At 71.5% G+C, this 18,873-nt stretch carries 15 protein-coding genes and 1 pseudogene; 8 read left to right on the forward strand and 8 right to left on the reverse strand.

Annotated features, from left to right (window positions below; translation table 11 throughout):
- Positions 1-91: 91 nt before the first annotated feature.
- The 5 genes from ACZ4YL_RS16785 to ACZ4YL_RS16805 all read left to right on the forward strand — a co-directional run bounded on the left by ACZ4YL_RS16785 (position 92) and on the right by ACZ4YL_RS16805 (position 5,972).
- Positions 92-1,426 carry a DUF2252 domain-containing protein gene (locus ACZ4YL_RS16785; protein WP_468117155.1) on the forward strand — a complete coding sequence of 445 codons (1,335 nt, stop codon included), beginning with the start codon at positions 92-94 and terminating at the stop codon, positions 1,424-1,426.
- Between the two features lie 38 nt (positions 1,427-1,464).
- Positions 1,465-2,151, forward strand: coding sequence for a hypothetical protein (locus tag ACZ4YL_RS16790; protein ID WP_468117157.1), 687 nt, complete (start codon positions 1,465-1,467; stop codon positions 2,149-2,151).
- A 48-nt stretch (positions 2,152-2,199) separates the two neighbouring features.
- Positions 2,200-2,994, forward strand: coding sequence for a DsbA family protein (locus tag ACZ4YL_RS16795; protein WP_468117158.1), 795 nt, complete (start codon positions 2,200-2,202; stop codon positions 2,992-2,994).
- 130 nt (positions 2,995-3,124) lie between these two features.
- A complete protein-coding gene (locus ACZ4YL_RS16800) occupies positions 3,125-4,786 on the forward strand; it encodes an alkaline phosphatase D family protein (RefSeq protein ID WP_468117160.1) in 1,662 nt (553 codons plus the stop codon).
- A 232-nt stretch (positions 4,787-5,018) separates the two neighbouring features.
- Entirely contained in the window at positions 5,019-5,972 is a 954-nt protein-coding gene (locus tag ACZ4YL_RS16805) for a zinc metalloprotease (protein ID WP_468117290.1), read from the forward strand.
- A 61-nt stretch (positions 5,973-6,033) separates the two neighbouring features.
- On the opposite strand, the gene ACZ4YL_RS16810 is transcribed toward ACZ4YL_RS16805, so the two are convergent.
- Positions 6,034-6,603: a dienelactone hydrolase family protein gene (locus ACZ4YL_RS16810; RefSeq protein ID WP_468117161.1), complete on the reverse strand. Its 570-nt coding sequence runs from the start codon at positions 6,601-6,603 to the stop codon at positions 6,034-6,036.
- Between the two features lie 71 nt (positions 6,604-6,674).
- Between ACZ4YL_RS16810 and ACZ4YL_RS16815 the strand changes: the two are divergent.
- Positions 6,675-7,709: pseudogene (locus tag ACZ4YL_RS16815) on the forward strand (mechanosensitive ion channel family protein); the annotation flags it as partial.
- Here ACZ4YL_RS16815 and ACZ4YL_RS16820 read toward each other — a convergent pair.
- Positions 7,709-8,296, reverse strand: coding sequence for a TetR/AcrR family transcriptional regulator (locus tag ACZ4YL_RS16820; RefSeq protein WP_468117163.1), 588 nt, complete (start codon positions 8,294-8,296; stop codon positions 7,709-7,711). The pseudogene ACZ4YL_RS16815 and the gene ACZ4YL_RS16820 overlap by 1 nt on opposite strands.
- A 66-nt stretch (positions 8,297-8,362) precedes the next feature.
- Between ACZ4YL_RS16820 and ACZ4YL_RS16825 the strand changes: the two genes are divergently transcribed.
- Positions 8,363-8,866: an SRPBCC family protein gene (locus ACZ4YL_RS16825; protein ID WP_468117165.1), complete on the forward strand. Its 504-nt coding sequence runs from the start codon at positions 8,363-8,365 to the stop codon at positions 8,864-8,866.
- On the opposite strand, the gene ACZ4YL_RS16830 is transcribed toward ACZ4YL_RS16825, so the two are convergent.
- From ACZ4YL_RS16830 to ACZ4YL_RS16850, 5 genes are all read right to left on the reverse strand, one after another.
- Positions 8,863-10,455, reverse strand: coding sequence for a Na+/H+ antiporter (locus ACZ4YL_RS16830; protein ID WP_468117167.1), 1,593 nt, complete (start codon positions 10,453-10,455; stop codon positions 8,863-8,865). The genes ACZ4YL_RS16825 and ACZ4YL_RS16830 overlap by 4 nt on opposite strands.
- 135 nt (positions 10,456-10,590) lie before the next feature.
- On the reverse strand, positions 10,591-11,061 hold the full coding sequence (locus tag ACZ4YL_RS16835; protein ID WP_468117168.1) for a GNAT family N-acetyltransferase: 471 nt from the start codon (positions 11,059-11,061) through the stop codon (positions 10,591-10,593).
- The gene (locus ACZ4YL_RS16840) at positions 11,058-11,999 is read right to left on the reverse strand and encodes an RluA family pseudouridine synthase (RefSeq protein WP_468117170.1); all 942 of its coding nucleotides are present in this window, start codon (positions 11,997-11,999) and stop codon (positions 11,058-11,060) included. The genes ACZ4YL_RS16835 and ACZ4YL_RS16840 overlap by 4 nt, the downstream gene beginning before the upstream one ends.
- 41 nt (positions 12,000-12,040) lie before the next feature.
- Positions 12,041-12,583 carry a signal peptidase II gene (gene lspA / locus ACZ4YL_RS16845; RefSeq protein ID WP_258309950.1) on the reverse strand — a complete coding sequence of 181 codons (543 nt, stop codon included), beginning with the start codon at positions 12,581-12,583 and terminating at the stop codon, positions 12,041-12,043.
- Between the two features lie 123 nt (positions 12,584-12,706).
- Complete coding sequence (locus ACZ4YL_RS16850) at positions 12,707-13,456, reverse strand: TraR/DksA family transcriptional regulator (protein WP_382550732.1); 750 nt, start codon at positions 13,454-13,456, stop codon at positions 12,707-12,709.
- A 599-nt stretch (positions 13,457-14,055) separates the two neighbouring features.
- On the opposite strand from ACZ4YL_RS16850, the gene ileS reads away from it, so the two are divergent.
- A complete protein-coding gene (gene ileS / locus ACZ4YL_RS16855; RefSeq protein ID WP_468117172.1) occupies positions 14,056-17,214 on the forward strand; it encodes an isoleucine--tRNA ligase in 3,159 nt (1,052 codons plus the stop codon).
- Positions 17,215-17,562: 348 nt separating this feature from the next.
- Here the strand turns inward: ileS and ACZ4YL_RS16860 are convergent, their stop codons facing one another.
- Complete coding sequence (locus tag ACZ4YL_RS16860; RefSeq protein ID WP_468117174.1) at positions 17,563-18,801, reverse strand: DivIVA domain-containing protein; 1,239 nt, start codon at positions 18,799-18,801, stop codon at positions 17,563-17,565.
- Positions 18,802-18,873: the final 72 nt, after the last annotated feature.

Genomic DNA, 18,873 nt, shown 5'->3' on the forward strand with positions numbered 1-18,873 from the left:
GGTACGGTCGGGCGTTGCAGAACCAGGAGGGCCGATCCGGCGTCCAGTCGGTCGGAACCTGAAACAGCCCGTGCACCAGGAGGAACCCGCCATGGCGGTCCCCGAGACGACCGACGAGCAGCGCGCCGAGCAGATCCTCGACGTGTTCGACACCGCGTTCGGTGAGCTGCTCGCCGCCGACCCCGCTGCCTTCCAGGTCAAATTCCGCAAGATGGCGGCTTCGGCCTTCGCCTTCTACCGGGGTACCGCCTGCCTCTTCTACTCCGACCTGGAGCGGGACCGGCACGGCGGCCCTTACCTGGACGAGCGGACGGGCCGGGTGTGGATCCACGGAGACCTGCACGCCGAGAACTTCGGCACGTACATGGACTCCAACGGCCGGCTGATCTTCAACGTCAACGACTTCGACGAGGCCTACGTCGGGCCCTTCACCTGGGACCTGAAGCGGTTCGCCGCCTCCGTCGCCCTGATCGGCTACACCAAGGCGCTCAGCGACGACCAGATAAGCGAGCTCGTGCGGATCTACGCGGGCGCCTACCGGGAGCGCATCCACCGGCTGGCGGTCGGGGGCGAGGCCCTCGACAAGGACGAGGTGCCCTCCTTCACCCTGGACACCGCCGAGGGCCCGCTGCTGGACGCGCTGCGCTCGGCCCGCTCCCGGACCCGTTTCTCCCTCCTGGACTCCATGACGGAGATACGGGACTACGAGCGCCGCTTCACCTCCGGCGGGGGCTCCATCGAGCTGGACGCCGCCACCCGCTACAAGGTGCTGGCCGCCTTCGACGGGTACCTGGAGACCCTCCCCGACGAGTCCCTCGTGCGGCCGGACTCCTACCGGGTCAAGGACGTGGTGGGGCGCCGCGGCGTCGGGATCGGCTCGGCGGGCCTGCCCTCCTACAACATCCTGCTGGAGGGGCACAGCGACGCCCTGGAGAACGACGTCGTGATCTACCTCAAGCAGGCGCAGACCCCGGCGGCCTCCCGGCACATCACGGACCGGGCTGTGCGCGAGTACTTCCAGCACGAGGGGCACCGCACGGTGATCTCCCAGCGCGCCCTGCAGGCGCACGCCGACCCGTGGCTGGGCTGGACGGAGCTGGACGGGGCCGGGCAGCTGGTCGCGGAGGTCTCCCCGTACGCGGTGGACCTGGACTGGTCGGACCTGGACGAGCCGGAGGAGATCGCGGCCGTCGTCGCCGATCTCGGCCGGGCGACCGCGACCATGCACGCGTCGGCCGACGAGGCCGAGAGCGGGCAGTCCCTGGTGCCGTTCTCCACCGAGCGGGCCATCGACGCGGCGATCGCGGCCGACGAGGAGGGCTTCGCGGAGCTGCTCGTGGACTTCGCCCACGCGTACGGGGCCCGGGCGCGCGCCGACCACCAGATCTTCGTGGATCTTTTCCGTAACGGGCGTCTCACTCCCTGAACGCCTGTTCCACAGGAACGCATGGCACACTCGCGAGGATGGACATTTCCGGGACGGGACTCAGGGGGCTGCGGGCCGCGCTGTTCAGCGCGCTCGTCGTACTGCTGTCCTCGGGCTCGCACGTCCTGATGTCCCGGGTCCCGCTGCCACCCACGCTGGTGGCCGGGGCCTTCGCGGGTGTGTTCGCGATCGCCTATGCGCTCGCGGGCCGCGAACGGGGCTTCGGCCCCATCGCCGGACTGCTCGTACCGCTTGAGCTGGCCGCCGACACCGTCTTCACCACCGGCCAGCACCTCTGCTACGGCCCGGCCGGCGGCCCCGTCGCGGGCCCGCTGCGCGCCATGGGCCTGGACGCCCTGTGCGGCGGCACGCCGGTGGGCGGGCCGCTGACCGAGGTGACCGGACCGGCCGGCGCAGCCGCGCTGCTGTCCACGCCGGGGCCGTACACGCCCTGGCTGCTGCTCGGCGCCCATGTCTCGGTCGGGCTGCTGGCCGCCGCCTGGCTGCGCCACGGCGAGCGGGCACTGGGCCGGCTGCTGCGGGCGGTGGCCGCCTTCGCGTTCCGGCCGCTGCTGCTGGCGGTGTCTTCGGTCGCGGTGGCCTGCCGGCCGGTGCGGGCGCTGCTGCGGTCGGTCCGCTCGGCCGCCGGGGCCCGTACCCGCTTCCCGGCACACTCCGTGGGACGGCGGGGACCCCCCGTGCTCGGCGCGCTCGCCCGCGCCTGACGCACGTAAGGCAGTCCCTTCCACACGTCACACCCCACGGAGATCACGATGAGTTCACGCAACAGCCACGCGAACAAGGCAGCGGCCCGCGAGCGTCTGCGCGCCGAGCGCGAGGCCCAGGCCAAGAAGGACAAGATCCGCCGCCAGGTGATCGTGGCGGGCGGGGTCGTGGTCGCGCTCGCCGTGATCGGCGCCATCGGCTACGGGGTCATGCAGGCCAACCAGCCCGGCCACTGGGAGAAGGCCGCCACGGCCGAGCTGGTCAAGCCGAAGAACACCGAGGGCGCGGACGGCACCACGGTCGTCATCGGCAAGCCCGACGCCAAGAAGACCCTGGAGCTGTACGAGGACTCGCGCTGCCCGGCCTGCGCCGCCTTCGAGCAGGCGGCCGGCGAGCAGGTCAAGAAGGACGTGGACGCGGGCAAGTACAAGCTCCAGTACATCGGCGCCACCTTCATCGACAACGCCGTCAAGGGCGAGGGCTCGAAGAACGCGCTGAGCGCCCTGGGCGCCGCGCTCAACGTCAGCCCGCAGGCCTTCCTCGACTACAAGGGCGCGCTCTACTCCAAGGACCTGCACCCCGAGGAGACCGACGACAGCTTCGCCAAGGACGACTACCTGCTGAAGGTCGCGGACACGGTCCCGGCGCTCAAGGGCAACGCCGAGTTCAAGAAGGCCGTCGAGGACGGTACGTACGACCGGTGGGCGCTGGAGATGTCGAAGGCCTTCGACAAGTCCGGGGTGAAGGGCACGCCGACCCTGAAGATGGACGGCAAGAAGATCGAGACTCCGCAGACGGCGGAGCTGTTCACGGCGGCGATCGACAAGGCACTGCAGGGCTGATCCCGGGGCAATCCGGAAATCACCATCCGGACGGACCGCTTCGAAGGGCGGGCGAACTCCCAGAGTTCGCCCGCCCTTTGCATTCCCGCACCTGGCCCGGCGGGTGTACCCGTCGGTAATATGATCATCCGTGACCAGTCAACTCACCTCCTCCCAGTCAGCGGCAACTCCCCGCCGCCGTACGGTCGTTCTGGCCGCTGCGGCCACGGCCGCACTGGCCCCCCTCACCTCCCTGGGCGCCTCGGCCGCCCACGCGGCGGGCACCGCGCCCGCCTTCCTCCACGGCGTCGCCTCGGGCGATCCGCTGCCCGACGGGGTCCTGCTGTGGACCCGCGTCACCCCGACCCCCGAGGCCGTACCCGGCTCCGGGCTCGGCCCGGCCACCCAGGTGGGCTGGGAAGTGGCGGCCGACAAGGGCTTCTCCCGCATCGTCGGCTCCGGCACCGTCACCGCGAGCGCCGCCGCCGACCACACGGTCAAGGTGGACGTACGCGGGCTGCAGCCGCAGACGCCCTACTGGTACCGGTTCACCGCCGGCGGCACCGTCTCCCCCGTCGGGCGCACCCTGACCACCCCGGCCCACGAGGCGACGACCGAAGGGGTCCGCTTCGGCGTGGTCTCCTGCGCCAACTGGGAGTCCGGCTACTTCTCCGCCTACCGCCACCTGGCGGCCCGCACGGATCTGCACGCGATCCTGCACCTGGGCGACTACATCTACGAGTACCAGTCCGGGGGCTATCCGGAGGCGAAGTACGTCGTACGCCCGCACGAGCCGAAGCACGAGATCGTCTCGCTCGCCGACTACCGCACGCGCCACGGCAAGTACAAGACGGACGCCGACCTCCAGGCCCTGCACCACGCCCACCCGGTCATCGCCATCTGGGACGACCACGAGTTCGCCAACGACAGCTGGGCCGGCGGCGCCGAGAACCACACGCCGGGCGCCGAGGGCGACTGGGCGGCCCGCGCGGCCGCCGCCAAGCAGGCGTACTTCGAGTGGATGCCCGTACGCGCCTCCATCGCGGGCACCGTCTACCGCCGGCTGCGCTTCGGCACCCTCGCCGACCTGCACCTGCTGGACCTGCGCTCCTTCCGCTCGCAGCAGACCAAGGTCGGCAGCGGCTCGGTGGACGACCCGGAGCGCACCATCACCGGGCGCGCCCAGCTGGACTGGCTCAAGTCGGGCCTCGCGGGCTCGGAGGCGACCTGGAAGCTGGTGGGCACCTCGGTGATGATCTCGCCGGTGGCCTTCGCCTCGCTGCCCGCGCACCTGCTGAAGCCGCTGACCAAGCTGCTCGGCCTGCCCGAGGGCGGCCTCGCGATCAACGTGGACCAGTGGGACGGCTACACGGACGACCGCAAGGAGCTGCTGGGCCATCTGAAGGACCGGGGCGTCAAGAACACCGTGTTCCTGACCGGTGACATCCACATGGCCTGGGCGAACGAGGTCCCGATGAACATGGCCACGTACCCGGGCTCGGGCACGGCGGCGACCGAGTTCGTGGTCACCTCGGTGACCTCCGACAACCTCGACGACATGCTGCACGTCCTGCCGGACACCCTCTCGCTGGTCGCCGAGTCTGCCATCAAGGCCGCCAACTGGCACGTGAAGTGGCTCGACATGGACGCGCACGGATACGGCGTGCTGGACGTGACGGCGGAGCGCTCGCAGATGGACTACTACGTGGTGTCCGACAAGCGGCAGCCGGGCGCGACCTCCGCGTGGAGCCGGTCGTACCGGACGCTGAACGGGACCCAGAAGGTGGAGCGGGTGCATCAGCCCGTCCGCTGACCGGCGGTCAATTTTCCTGCCACATGGGGCGCCTGGGACATACCAGGCGCCCCATGTGCATCAGAAGCAACAAATCTTTTACGTAAGCCACTTGACCTGAATATGTCATGCACACATAAGCTTCGCGCCAGCTGAAGAAGATCCTTCAGGCCACCACCCCCCACAACCCCCCACGCGAGGAGCACACGTGCGCGCAGTTGCCCGCATATCCCCCCTTCTCCGCCGCCGCCTGATGGGCACGGCGGTTCTGGCCGGAACCCTGGCCTTCACCCCGCTCGCGGCCCCCACCACGCTTGCGGCCTCGAAGTCCCCCGCCGAGGTCTGCGCCGACCAGCCCGCCGCCTCCGGCGCCGCGAACGCCCGCGTCGCCCGCGCCCACGACGAGCACGCGGACGAGCCCAACGCGATCAGCGACGCGCAGGCGAAGGCCATGGACGCCGACCTCACGGCGAAGCTGGACAAGGCCCTCAAGAACCAGCCGCAGCGCAGCCTGGCGGCCGCCGAGGCCGTCGTGAACATCCCCGTGTACTTCCACGTCGTGCACTCCGGCACCACCGGAAAGCTGACGGCCACGGACGTCAGCAAGCAGCTCGCGGTCCTCAACGCGGCCTACGGCGGCCAGGGCACCGGCAACGTCAACACGAACTTCCAGTTCACCCTGGCGGCCACCGACTACACGGACAACGCCACCTGGTACGACCTGGCTTCCGGCTCCCAGGCCGAGAAGGACATGAAGAACACCCTGCGCAAGGGCGGCCCGGGCGCGCTCAACTTCTACACCGCCAAGCTCTCCGGCGGCCTGCTCGGCTGGGCGACCTTCCCGACGTCCTACGCCTCCAGCCCCAAGATGGACGGCGTGGTCGTGCTCGACAGCTCGCTGCCGGGCGGCTCCGCGGCCAACTACAACGAGGGTGACACCGCCACCCACGAGGTCGGCCACTGGCTGGGGCTCTACCACACCTTCCAGGGCGGCTGCAGCGGCAACGGCGACTACGTCTCCGACACCCCGGCGGAGAAGAGCGCCGCGTACGAGTGCCCGACCGGGCGCGACAGCTGCGCGAGCAAGCCGGGCGTGGACCCGATCCGCAACTTCATGGACTACACGTACGACTCCTGCATGTACCAGTTCACCGCCGGCCAGGTCGCTCGCATGTCGAGCAGCTGGACCGCGTACCGCGCGGGCTGACCTCCCCGCGACAAGGGGCCCGGTCCGGCATCCGCCGGGCCGGGCCCCTCCGCTTTCGTGCCTACAGGCTGTCGAGGAAGCCGATGGCGACCTTCCAGAGCTGCCCGGCGGCCTCGGCGTCGTAGTCGTCCAGCTCCGGGTCGGTGAACAGGTGCCCGGCACCCGGGTAGCTGTGGACCTCCACGTCGGCCCCCGCACGCTGCATCCGCAGGTACCAGGCCGTCAGCCAGTCGTGCGGCTCGAACGGATCCGGGTCGGCGATGTGCAGTTGCACGGGCAGCTCGTCCACCGAAGCGCCGTCCTCCAGGTCCGCCGTCCCGTGCAGGAGCAGCAGCCCGCGCGCCTTCTCGTCGGCCATCGCCAGGTGCTGGGCGACCGAACCGCCGAAGGAGAAGCCCGCGTAGACCAGCCCCTGGTCCGAGTAGGGGGCGGAGGCCAGCACCGCGCGCTTCAGCAGTTCGTCACGGCCGATCTCGTCCCGGTGGGCCATGCCCTCCTCGACGGTCCCGAAGGTGCGTCCCCCGAAGAGATCCGGCACCTGGACCTGGTGCCCGGCCGCGCGCAGCCGGTCGGCCGCCGCGTGCACCGCGGGCCGCAGCCCGTACGTCGAATGGAAAAGCATGATGTTCATGCCTCCATCGTGCCAGCCGCTGCGGAGGAGAGGCCCGCGGACCGCTTCCCGCTACGTTCGTACCCATGGAGATGGAGAACGTCCTGCGCCCCGTCACGGTCATCGGCGGCGCACTGGTCGCCACCCTGATCGCGGGCTGGCTGCTGGACCTGCTGCTGCGCCGGGCCGACGCCCGGCACACCGAGACCCCCCTGTGGGGCCTGCTGCGCCACTGCCGGCTGCCCTTCCAGGTCGTCCTCTGCACCTCGCTGCTCAGAGCCTCCTACCGGCGGGCCGGAATCCTGCCCGACCACGCCTTCGGCGTCGGCCGGTTCCTCACCCTGGTCCTGATCGCCTCCGCGGCCTGGCTCGCGGTACGCATCGCGACGGCCGTGGTCGACTCGACGTACGCGCGCTACGCGGCGGTGACCGAGGACGAGGCCCGGGTACGCCGGGTCCGCACCCAGGTCACCCTGATCCAGCGGGTGGTCACGGCGGTGGTGATCGTGGTCGCCGCGGCGGCGATGCTGCTGACCTTCCCCCCGATGCGGACGCTCGGCGCCTCGCTGCTGGCCTCCGCGGGCGTCCTCGGCATCGTGGCGGGCATCGCCGCCCAGGCCTCGCTGAGCAACCTCTTCGCCGGTCTCCAGATCGCCTTCGGCGACACCGTCCGCATCGGCGACACGGTGGTGGTCGACAAGGAGTGGGGCCGGGTCGAGGAGATCACCCTGACCTTCCTGACGGTCCGCACCTGGGACGAGCGGCGCATCACGATGCCTGTGTCCTACTTCACGAGCAAGCCGTACGAGAACTGGTCGCGCGGCGGCGCGCAGATGACCGGCACGGTCTTCTGGCACCTGGACCACAGCGCGCCGATCGACCTGATGCGGGAGCGGCTCCAGCAGATCCTGGCGGAGATCCCGGAGTGGGACGGCCGCGGCGGGGGGCTGGCCGTGACGGACACCACACCGCACACGGTCCAGGTCCGCGCGGCGGTCACGGCGAAGGACGCCGACGACCTCTGGACGCTGCGCTGCGCGGTCCGCGAACGCCTGATCACCTGGCTGGTGGCCGAGCACCCCTACGCCCTCCCCCACATCGCCACGACCCCGGCAGCGGAGGCCCCCTAGGAAGCGGGCAGGAGCGAAGCCGCGCACTCCTCGGCCAGGTCCTCGGCGTGTGGCGGCAGCGGGCCGCCGGCGCGCAGGTGGCGGCGGACGACCGATAGCGGGAGGTCGATCAGGGCCAGGGTGACGCGGTCCCGGTCCTGGGGCCCGGTCGCGCCGAGGGCGGCGGCGAGGGCGCCGATGGCGGCGTACACCCGCTGGTTGCCGGAATCGGCCCGGCCGGTGTGTTCCTCGGACCAGTCGGCGCGGCCGAACTCCCACGGGCCGTAGAGCAGGAGGGTGGCCTCCTCGGGGTGGGCGCGGCTCCACCCCACGACGTGCCGGGCGGCCGCGCGAGCCGCCCGGCGCGGGTCTGCGTCGCTGTGCAGGCTGGCGAAGTAGCCCTCCTGGAACCGCTCGACGCTGCGCAGCCACACCTCGGCGAGCAGGGCGCTGCGCCCGGCGAAGCGGTGGTACATGGAGCCGCTGGGCGCGCCGATCGCCTGGGCGACGGCGGACATGGTCACGCCGCCCGGCCCGGCGGCGGCGGCCAGCCGGACGGCGGCGTCGAGCATCTGGTCGGTGTCGAAGCGGGGTGGTCTCGCCATGAATCAGAGAGTACCCTCCAGATTATTAGAGACCCCTCTCTAATAATGCGATGGGGAGGACCGTCCATGGGCGTCTACAACTTGCACGAACGCGTGATCGCGGCGAAGGAGAGCGAGGTCGGCGCACTGATCGACACGCTGTCCGGCGGGGAGGACGACCGGCTGTGGCCCGGCCGCCTGTGGGAGGACATGGAGCTCGACCGCCCCCTCGGGGTCGGAGCGGCGGGCGGACACGGACCGGTGCGCTACACGGTGGCCGCCTACGTGCCGGGCACCTGGGTGCGGTTCACGTTCACCGGACCCCGGGGCTTCCACGGCTTCCACGAGTTCACCGCGCTGCCCCTCGACGCCGGGCGCACCGTGCTGCGGCACACCATCGCGATGAACCTCAGCGGCATCAGCCGCATCACCTGGCCGCTGGCCATCCGCGCGATGCACGACGCAGTCCTGGAGGACGGCCTGGACCGCGCCGAACTGGCCTGCACGGGCACGGTCGCCCGCCCGGCCCGCTGGTCCCCGTACGTCCGCTTCCTGCGTGGACTGGAACGCCTCGTGACCCGGCCGGCCTAGGTGGCCCGAAGGCTCCGTACGTCCAGGTGCCGCAGCACCCGGTCCACGATCTCCGGGTCGGAGCCGGGTTCGCTGCGGGCGGCCAGGATCTCGTGGCGGGCGGCCGACATCATCTCCCGCTGGATCCGCTGGACGTGGTGGAGCCGCTCCACGCGCTTCGCGTACGCCTCGCGCCGTTCCTCGTCCACCATGTCGGGGCTGATCCTGGCCCCCACGTCGTACGCGCGCCGGTACAGCTGCTCGACCAGGTCCTCCGGGAGCTCCTCCACCTCCTCGATCTCCTTCAGCCGCCGCTTCGCGGCCTTGGCCGCGCGGATCGCCAGCTGCCGCTCCGCGTCCCGCTCGGCGTCCGTGTCGGCCTCCACCCCCAGCCGCCGTACCAGCCACGGCAGGGTCAGCCCCTGGCACACCAGGGTCGTCATGATCACCGCGAACGCGATGAAGATGATCTGGTCCCGCCCGGGAAAGGGCTCACCGGCGTCCGTCCGCAGCGGAATGGCGAGCGCCAGGGCCACCGAGGCCACTCCGCGCATCCCGGCCCACCACATCACCACGCTCTCCCGCCAGCTCAGCGGGATCTCCTCGTCGTAGTCGCGCCGCTGGTGCAGCTTCTTCGCGAGCCAGCCGGCCGGCAGCAGCCACAGCAGCCGTACGCCGACCACCACCGCGACCACGATCGCCGCCCACCCGGCCATCTCCCACACCCGGTCCTCGGCCGTGCCGAACACGTTGTGCAGCTCCAGCCCGATCAGCCCGAAGGCCACGCCGGTGACCAGCATGTCGACGACTTCCCAGAACGTGTGCCCGGCAAGGCGCCCCAGCACGTCGTCGGCGTCGCTCGCGTACTCGGCGAGGAACAGGGCCGTCGTCAGCACGGCCAGCACCCCCGACCCCTGGAGTTCCTCGGCCACGACGTACGCGACGAACGGCACCAGCAGCGTCAGCCCGATCTGCAGGGTGGCGTCGCCGAGCCGCCCCATGAGCCGGTTGGCGATCCAGCCGAGCGCGAGCCCGACGGCCACGGCCACCACGGCGGAGAGCACGAACTCCCCGAGCGCGTCGGGCCAGGAGAAACTGCCGCTCACGACGGCGGCGACGGCCACGTGGTACAGCACGATCGCCGTCACGTCGTTGAAGAGCCCCTCGCCCTCCAGGATCGACACCATGCGGCGGGGCAGCCCGAGCGATCCGGCGACGGCGGTGGCGGCCACCGGGTCGGGCGGGGCGACGAGCGCGCCGAGGGCGAGGGCGGCGGCGATCGGCAGCCCGGGCACGACAGCGTTGGCGACGGCGGCGACGGCGCCGGTGGTGACGAACACCAGGGCCACGGCCAGCAGCAGGATGGGCCGGACGTTGGCGGCGAACTGCCGCCAGGACGTGCGCTGCACGGAGGCGTACAGCAGGGGCGGCAGCACCAGCGGCAGGATGAACTCGGGCGGGATCTCGACGTTCGGCACGGCCGGCACCAGTGCGAGGATCACCCCGCCGATGGTCATCAGGACGGGCGCGGGCAGTTTGAGCCGGTCCCCCAGCGGCACCGTGACCACGGCCCCGAGCAGGAGCACGAACAGCAGAGCAAGCTGATCCACTCCCCCACCCTGCCAGTCCGCTGCGCTTGGCGGTGCGGGTCGGGGGCCGTGTCGGGGCTCCGCCCCGAACCCCCTACGGCGCTCCGCGCCCGCGCCTCAAACGCCGGCGAGGCTGAAGATTCAGCCTCGCCCCGGCTACGCCAGCGGACGCCGCATCGCGCGGTGGGGGATGCCCGCGTCCTGGAATTCCGGGCCGTAGGCCACGTACCCCAGCCGCTCGTAGAAGCCCAACGCATGCGTCTGCGCACCCAGGTCCACGGCCACCAGGCCCCGACGAGCCGCTTCGGCCTCGATCGCGCGGACCAGCGCCACGCCCACGCCGAGCCCGCGCGCGGACTTGGCGACGGCCAGCCGTCCCAGCGAGCCCACGCCCTCCGCGCCGCCGGTCTTCGCGAGCGCCGCGTCCCCGTACAGCAGCCGGCCCGTGCCCAGCGGCACCCCGTCCGCACCGACGGCCAGGACGTGCACCGCGTCCGCGTCGTACGCGTCGTACTCGATCGACTCCGGCACCGACTGCTCGACCACGAAGACCTCGGACCGCACCGCGAAGCAGGACTTCAGGTCCTCCTCCGAGGCGGCGACCCGCACCTCGACCGGCGAGGTCACTCGCTCTCCGCCCGGATCACGTCCAGCGCGTGCTGCAGGTCCGCCGGGTAGGTGCTCTCGAACTCGACCCACTGCCCGTCCGACGGGTGCTCGAAGCCGAGGCGCACCGCGTGCAGCCACTGCCGGGTCAGGCCGAGCCGCTTGGCGACCGTCGGGTCGGCGCCGTAGGTCAGGTCGCCGACGCAGGGGTGCCGGTGCGCGGACATGTGCACGCGGATCTGGTGCGTACGCCCGGTCTCCAGCTTGATGTCGAGCAGCGAGGCCGCACGGAAGGCCTCGATGAGGTCGTAGTGGGTGACGGACTCCTTGCCGTCCTGGATCACCGCCCACTTGTAGTCCGCGCTGGGGTGGCGGCCGATCGGCGCGTCGATCGTGCCGCTCATCGGGTCCGGGTGGCCCTGCACCAGCGCGTGGTAGCGCTTGTCCACGATCCGCTCGCGGAACTGGTTCTTGAGCGAGGTGTAGGCGCGCTCCGACTTCGCGACGGCCATCAGGCCGGACGTGCCGACGTCGAGGCGGTGCACGATGCCCTGGCGCTCGGACGCGCCGGAGGTGGAGATGCGGTAGCCGGCCGCGGCGAGGCCACCGATGACGGTGGTGCCGGTCCAGCCGGGGCTCGGGTGGGCGGCGACGCCGACCGGCTTCATGATGACGACGATGTCGTCGTCATCATGGATGATCTCCATCCCGGGGACGGGCTCGGCGACGACCTCGACCGGCCGGGCCGGCTCGGGCATCTCGACTTCGAGCCAGGCGCCACCGTGCACACGCTCGGACTTCCCGACGACACTGCCGTCGACCGACACCTTTCCCGCGGCCGCGAGATCGGCCGCCTTCGTCCGGGAGAAACCGAACATACGGGCGATGGCGGCGTCGACGCGCTCGCCCTCAAGGCCATCGGGAACGGGCAGGGTGCGGATCTCGGGAATCGTACTCACCCGTCGAGTATGCAGGACGGGGCGGACGGGCCGTCCCGCGATCAGTCCTTGTGGACGGTCCCGTCCGGGTCCAGACCCTTGAAGGACAGCAGGACGATCAGGATGCCGCCGCACACGATCGCCGAGTCCGCGAGGTTGAAGACGGCGAAATGGGCGGGCGCGATGAAGTCGACGACCGCGCCCCGGAACACACCCGGAGAACGGAAGATCCGGTCGGTCAGGTTGCCCAGCGCGCCGCCCAGCAGCAGGCCGAGCGCGATCGCCCACGGCAGGCTGTAGAGCTTGCGGGCCAGCCGCACGATCACCACGATCACCGAGGCCGCGATGCAGGTGAAGATGATGGTGAAGGCCTCGCCGAAGCCGAAGGCGGCGCCCGGGTTGCGGACCGCCTCGAACTTCAGCAGGTCACCGATGATCTCGATCGGCGGCTGGTGCTCCAGCTTCGCCACGACCAGCATCTTGCTGCCGAGGTCGAGCAGGTAGGCGAGCACCGCCACGACGAGCAGAGCCGTGATCCGACGGCGCCCCTTGGGCCCGGCGGACTCCGGCTGGGTGTCGTCCCCGACCTCCGGCGTACCGATGATGCGCTCCGCCTCTGCCACGTGAGTCCCTCGAACTAGCTCGAACCAGGCTCCTCCTGGACCCTGACGGAACACGAGGGTACGTCAGGGCCCCCGCGCGCCGCCTGCCCCACCTCCCCGACCGTGCTAGTGCCGCCGTTCCTGCTTCTGCTTGCAGTCCACGCACAGCGTGGCCCGCGGGAAGGCCTGCATCCTGGCCTTGCCGATGGGCTGCCCGCAGTTCTCGCAGAGGCCGTAGGTGCCCGCCTCCAGCCGTTCCAGGGCCCGCTCGGTCTGCTCCAGCATCGAGGTGGCGTTCGCCGCGAGGGCCAGCTCGGACTCGCGGGTGATGTTCTTGGTGCCCGTGTCGGCCTGGTCGTCGCCCGCGCCGTCCCCGGAGTCCCGCATCAGGCCGGAGATCGCCGCCTCCGAGGCGTCGAGCTCGGCCCGCAGCCGCAGCACCTCCGACAGGAGCTCCGCACGGGCGTCCTCGACCTCCTTGGGGGTCCAGGGGTCCTCCCCGGGCCGTACGGCGAGCTCGCCGGGGGCCAGGGCCGCCGTGGCCCGTGCCTTGGGGAGCCCGCTGGTGGCGGCCGCGGCCGTCTTCCTCGCCGTACCCGCGCTCTTCTTGGCAACCACTTTCCGGACTCCCGTCTTCTTCGCGGCATGTGCCGCCCCCTCGGCCGCGGCCTTCTTGGCCGTGGCCGTCCGCTTCTCGACGGCGGTCGTCTTCTTGACGGCGGTCGCCTTCCCGTCCGGAGCGAGCGCGCCGGCAGCGGTCTTACGGGCAGCGGTCGCCTTCTTGGCGGGAGCCGCGTCCTCTGAGACCGCCGCCTTCCCGGCGGCCTTCCCGACAGCCTTCTTGGCAGTACTCCCGGCGGTCTTCTTCGCCACCATGGCCGCGACCCCTTCACATACTGTGATCTTTGCTCGCGAATCGTGCCGGAACGATAAATCGACACCGGCCCCGCGGCAACGGGGCACGCATCCATCGAGGTCAACCTGCATCCGTTGTGCCCATCAGGAGCCCCGGTAATCCGCCACTCCCGCCCCACCCGAGCCGGAAGCGGCAGCGCAGGCCCATTCGGGTCACGCCGGGGGCGCGCCGGGATCACGCGCGGCCCTCCCCGCAACCCCGCCACGCCGGGCCGGCAGCCCCCGTACGGGCCCCCGTAAACCGGTCTGCCGTGCGCCCCCCGGGCCCGTACACTGGGCCCAGCGAAAGGCATGGACGGGGACGAGTAGCGTCGTACGCAGCCAGGAGCGACCCGGGGACGGTGAGAGCCCGGGGGCGAGCGCGATGTGAAGGATCACCCCTGAGCCGCCGGAAGAAAGCCCGCACGGGGTCCCCGTACGGCGAGTAGAACCGGCTTCGCACCCCAATGAGGGGGCCACCGGATCCGTCCGGCGGCCAAGGAGGGTGGTACCGCGGGAGCAGCAGTGCTCTCGTCCCTCCGGACGGAAGCGACACCCCGCCGGAGGAAGAGTTCAGCCTCATGACCACACCGCCGCAGTACCGCCCGGTACCCGCCCAGGTCGACCTGCCTGCCCTTGAGCACGCCGTCCTCGACTTCTGGCGCGAGAGCAAGACCTTCGCCAAGACCCTGGAGCAGTCCGAGGGCCGCCCCGAGTGGGTCTTCTACGAGGGCCCGCCCACCGCGAACGGCATGCCCGGCGCGCACCACATCGAGGCCCGCGTCTTCAAGGACGTCTTCCCCCGGTTCCGCACCATGCGCGGCTACCACGTGGCCCGCAAGGCCGGCTGGGACTGCCACGGCCTGCCCGTCGAGCTCGCCGTCGAGAAGGAGCTGGGCTTCAACGGCAAGCAGGACATCGAGGCGTACGGCATCGCCGAGTTCAACGCCAAGTGCCGCGAGTCCGTGACCCGCCACACCGACGCGTTCACCGAGCTCACGACCCGGATGGGCTACTGGGTCGACCTGGACGACGCCTACCGGACCATGGACCCCGAGTACGTGGAGTCCGTGTGGTGGTCGCTGAAGGAGATCTTCAACAAGGGCCTGCTCACCCAGGACCACCGCGTCGCCCCCTGGTGCCCCCGCTGCGGCACCGGCCTCTCGGACCACGAGCTGGCCCAGGGCTACGAGACGGTCGTGGACCCCTCGGTCTACGTCCGCTTCCCGCTGACCTCGGGCCCGCTCGCGGGCGAGGCGGCGCTCCTGGTCTGGACGACGACCCCGTGGACCCTGGTGTCCAACACGGCCGTGGCCGCGCACCCCGAGGTCACCTACGTGGTGGCCACGCGCACCGGCGCCGAGGGCTCGGAGAAGCTCGTCGTCGCCCAGCCGCTGCTGGAGAAGTCCCTGGGCGAGGGCTGGGAGGCCACCGGCCAGACCTTCACGGGCAAGGAGATGGAGCGCTGGACGTACGAGCGTCCGTTCTCGCTCGTCGAGTTCCCCGAGCCCGCCCACTACGTCGTGAACGCCGAGTACGTCACGACCGAGGACGGCACCGGTCTGGTCCACCAGTCCCCCGCCTTCGGCGCCGACGACCTCGCGGTCTGCCGCGCGTACGGCCTGCCCGTCGTGAACCCGGTCCGCCCCGACGGCACCTTCGAGGAGGAGGTCCCGCTGGTCGGCGGCATCTTCTTCAAGAAGGCCGACGAGAAGCTGACCGCCGACCTCGACGCGCGCGGACTGCTCTTCAAGCACATCGCCTACGAGCACAGCTACCCGCACTGCTGGCGCTGCCACACGGCCCTGCTCTACTACGCGCAGCCGTCCTGGTACATCCGCACCACCGCCGTCAAGGACGCGATGCTGCGGGAGAACGAGAAGACGAACTGGTTCCCCGACTCGGTCAAGCAGGGCCGCTTCGGCGACTGGCTGAACAACAACATCGACTGGGCGCTGTCCCGGAACCGGTACTGGGGCACCCCGCTGCCGATCTGGCGCTGTGAGGAGAACCACCTCACCTGCGTCGGCTCCCGCGCCGAGCTGTCCGAGCTCTCCGGCCAGGACCACTCGAACCTGGATCCGCACCGCCCGTACATCGACGAGGTCACCTTCCCCTGCACGGCGGAGGGCTGCTCGCTGGAGGCCGTCCGCGTCCCGGAGGTCATCGACGCCTGGTACGACTCGGGCTCGATGCCGTTCGCGCAGTGGGGCTACCCGTACAAGAACAAGGAGATCTTCGAGAAGCGCTACCCGGCGCAGTTCATCTCGGAGGCCATCGACCAGACGCGCGGCTGGTTCTACACGCTGATGGCGGTCGGCACCCTCGTCTTCGACAAGTCCTCCTACGAGAACGTGGTCTGCCTGGGCCACATCCTCGCCGAGGACGGCCGGAAGATGTCCAAGCACCTGGGCAACATCCTGCAGCCGATCCCGCTCATGGACCAGCACGGCGCGGACGCGGTGCGCTGGTTCATGGCGGCCGGCGGCTCCCCGTGGGCGGCGCGGCGCGTGGGCCACGGCACGATCCAGGAGGTCGTGCGCAAGACCCTCCTCACGTACTGGAACACGGTCGCCTTCCAGGCCCTGTACGCCCGTACGTCGAACTGGGCTCCCTCCGCCTCCGACCCGGCCCCGGCCGACCGCACGGTCCTCGACCGGTGGCTGCTCTCGGAGCTCCACACGCTCGTCGCCGAGGTCACCGAGGCGATGGAGTCGTACGACACCCAGCGCGCGGGCAAGCTCCTCTCCGCGTTCGTGGACGACCTGTCCAACTGGTACGTCCGCCGTTCGCGCCGCCGCTTCTGGCAGGGCGACGCGGCCGCGCTGCGGACCCTCCACGACGTGGTCGAGACGGTGACGCGCCTGCTCGCCCCGCTGACCCCGTTCATCACGGAGCGGGTCTGGCAGGACATGGTCGTCCCGGTCACCCCGGACGCCCCGGAGTCGGTCCACCTCTCGACCTGGCCGGTGGCGGACAGCGCGGCGATCGACCCGGCGCTGTCGCAGCAGATGCAGCTGGTCCGCCGCCTGGTGGAGCTGGGCCGGGCGACGCGTGCGGAGTCGGGCGTCAAGACCCGCCAGCCCCTGTCCCGGGCCCTGGTCGGCGCGGTGGGCTTCGACGCGCTCTCCCCCGAGCTGCAGTCCCAGATCACGGAGGAGCTGAACGTCTCCTCCCTGGCCTCCCTGTCGGAGGTCGGCGGGTCCCTGGTCGACACGACGGCGAAGGCGAACTTCCGGGCGCTGGGCAAGCGCTTCGGCAAGGGCGTCCAGGACGTCGCGAAGGCGGTGGCCGCGGCCGACGCGGCGGCGCTGTCCCTGGCCCTGCGGGCCGGCTCTGCGGTGATCTCGCTGAACGGCGAGGAGATCTCCCTCTCGCCGGAGGAGGTCATCATCACGGAGACCCCGCGCGAGGGCTGGTCGGTGGCGTCCGACTCGGGCGCGACGGTCGCCCTGGACCTGGAGATCACCCCGGAGCTGCGGCTGGCGGGCCTGGCCCGTGACGCGATCCGCCTGATCCAGGAGGCCCGGAAGAACTCCGGCCTCGATGTGGCGGACCGCATCGCGCTCCGCTGGTCCTCCGCGGACCCGGAGGTCGTGACGGCCCTGACGGACCACGCGGCCCTGATCGCGGACGAGGTCCTGGCGACGGACTTCGCGTCCGGCGAGGCCGATGCCGCCTACGGTGACCCGTTCACGGACGAGGCCCTCGGCCTGACCTTCCGCCTCCGCAAGGCGTAACCCGCGGCCCGAGCGGCCCGTCCCCTCCCGGGTGGGGGGGACGGGCCGCTTTCGTCTGCCCCGCCATGTCCTGGGACTCCGCCCCAGACCCCGCTCCTCAAACGCCGGAGGGGCTGAAAGACGGGGGGGCTCCGCCCCCACCCCCCGCGCCTCAAACGCCGGCGAGGCTGGCTGGTGCGGCGGGGCCGGAAATCCAGCCCCTCCGGCGTTTGAGGAGCGGGGTTCGGGGCGGAGCCCCCGCAACGGCGCCGCAGACGGGTACGCAAACGGGCCGGGCCCGGTGCCCCCGAAGGGGAACCGGGCCCGGCCCGTAGAGCGCGGCTGCCGACCGCAGAACGGCGGCGGCGCCTAGTTGTCGTCCTCGTCGATCAGGAAGCCCCGCATCGGCGACGGAGCCTGCATCGGCTGCGGCGCAGCCGGCCGGACCGGAGCCATCGGCTGGGTCATCGCCGGGGACATCTGCTGCTGGTTGCCGCCGTAGGACGGGGCACCCATCGGGGAGGGACCGCCCATGGGGGACGGGCCGCCCATCGAGGGACCGCCCATGGAGGGACCGCCCATGGAGTGGCCCATCGCACCGGCCGGAGCCATCGAGGGCGACGGCGACGGCGGCAGCGCGGGACCGGCCGGGTTCCGCGGCGGGGCCAGGCTGTCGTCCGCCTGGGTCTCCAGCTGGCGCAGCTGCGACTCCAGGTAGGACTTCAGACGCGTACGGTACTCACGCTCGAAGCCCCGCAGGTCCTCGACCTTGCGCTCCAGCGTGGCGCGGGCGGACTCCAGGGAGCCCATCGCGACGCGGTGCTTCTCCTGCGCGTCCCGCTCCAGCGCGTCGGCCTTGGCGCGGGCGTCCCGCTCCAGGCCCTCGGCGCGCGACCGGGCCTCGCCGACGATCTTGTTGGCCTCGGAGCGGGCCTCCGCGATCGCCTGGTCGGCGGTCTGCTGCGCCAGCGACAGGACACGGGCGGCACTGTCGCCGCCGGGGCCCTGCTGCGGAAGCTGCGGCTGCTGCTGGTGCATCGGCTGACCCATGGGCTGCATCTGCTGCCCCATCGGCTGCATCTGCTGCCCCATCGGCTGCATCTGCTGGCCGAGCGGGTTCTGGCCGCCCATCGACTGCTGCTGCATGCCCTGGGGGCCGCCCATGGGCTGCTGCTGCATGCCCTGGGGTCCACCCATGGGGTGCTGCTGCATGGGACCGCCCATGGGGCCGCCCATCGGGCCGGGGCCCTGCTGGCCCTGGCCGCCGGGGCCCGGCGGAAGCTGCGGCTGGCCGCCCGGGAGCTGCGGCGGGCCCATCTGCGGCTGCTGCTGCTGCGGCGGGCCGGATATGGCCGCGGGCACGGGGGCGCCGGGGCCGCGCTGGTCCTGGGGTTCCGGCTTGCGCATGCCCTGCTGCTGCTGGCTCTGCGCGGCGGCACGCGTGGCGGCGGCCAGCTTGGCGCGCAGGTCCTCGTTCTCGCGCAGCAGGCGCGTCAGTTCGGACTCGACCTCGTCGAGGAAGGCATCGACCTCGTCCTCGTCATAGCCTTCTCGGAGGCGGACGGTCGTGAACTGCTTGTTCCGCACGTCCTCGGGAGTCAGCGGCATGTCTTCTTCACCTCTACGTAGTCGTCGGCAGTCGGCAAGACCGTATCGGGACTGTCCCCGCGCCCGCGGGGA

Source organism: Streptomyces sp. NPDC030021 (assembly GCF_055574035.1).

What these genes read in the sequence shown, in the direction of transcription:
- ACZ4YL_RS16785 (WP_468117155.1), top strand. Translation starts at nt 92, where the DNA reads ATGGCGGTCCCCGAGACGACCGACGAGCAGCGCGCCGAGCAGATCCTC.
- ACZ4YL_RS16790 (WP_468117157.1), top strand. Translation starts at nt 1,465, where the DNA reads ATGGACATTTCCGGGACGGGACTCAGGGGGCTGCGGGCCGCGCTGTTC.
- ACZ4YL_RS16795 (WP_468117158.1), top strand. Translation starts at nt 2,200, where the DNA reads ATGAGTTCACGCAACAGCCACGCGAACAAGGCAGCGGCCCGCGAGCGT.
- ACZ4YL_RS16805 (WP_468117290.1), top strand. Translation starts at nt 5,019, where the DNA reads ATGGGCACGGCGGTTCTGGCCGGAACCCTGGCCTTCACCCCGCTCGCG.
- ACZ4YL_RS16810 (WP_468117161.1), bottom strand. Translation starts at nt 6,603, where the DNA reads ATGAACATCATGCTTTTCCATTCGACGTACGGGCTGCGGCCCGCGGTG.
- ACZ4YL_RS16820 (WP_468117163.1), bottom strand. Translation starts at nt 8,296, where the DNA reads ATGGCGAGACCACCCCGCTTCGACACCGACCAGATGCTCGACGCCGCC.
- ACZ4YL_RS16825 (WP_468117165.1), top strand. Translation starts at nt 8,363, where the DNA reads ATGGGCGTCTACAACTTGCACGAACGCGTGATCGCGGCGAAGGAGAGC.
- ACZ4YL_RS16850 (WP_382550732.1), bottom strand. Translation starts at nt 13,456, where the DNA reads ATGGTGGCGAAGAAGACCGCCGGGAGTACTGCCAAGAAGGCTGTCGGG.
- ileS (WP_468117172.1), top strand. Translation starts at nt 14,056, where the DNA reads ATGACCACACCGCCGCAGTACCGCCCGGTACCCGCCCAGGTCGACCTG.
- ACZ4YL_RS16860 (WP_468117174.1), bottom strand. Translation starts at nt 18,801, where the DNA reads ATGCCGCTGACTCCCGAGGACGTGCGGAACAAGCAGTTCACGACCGTC.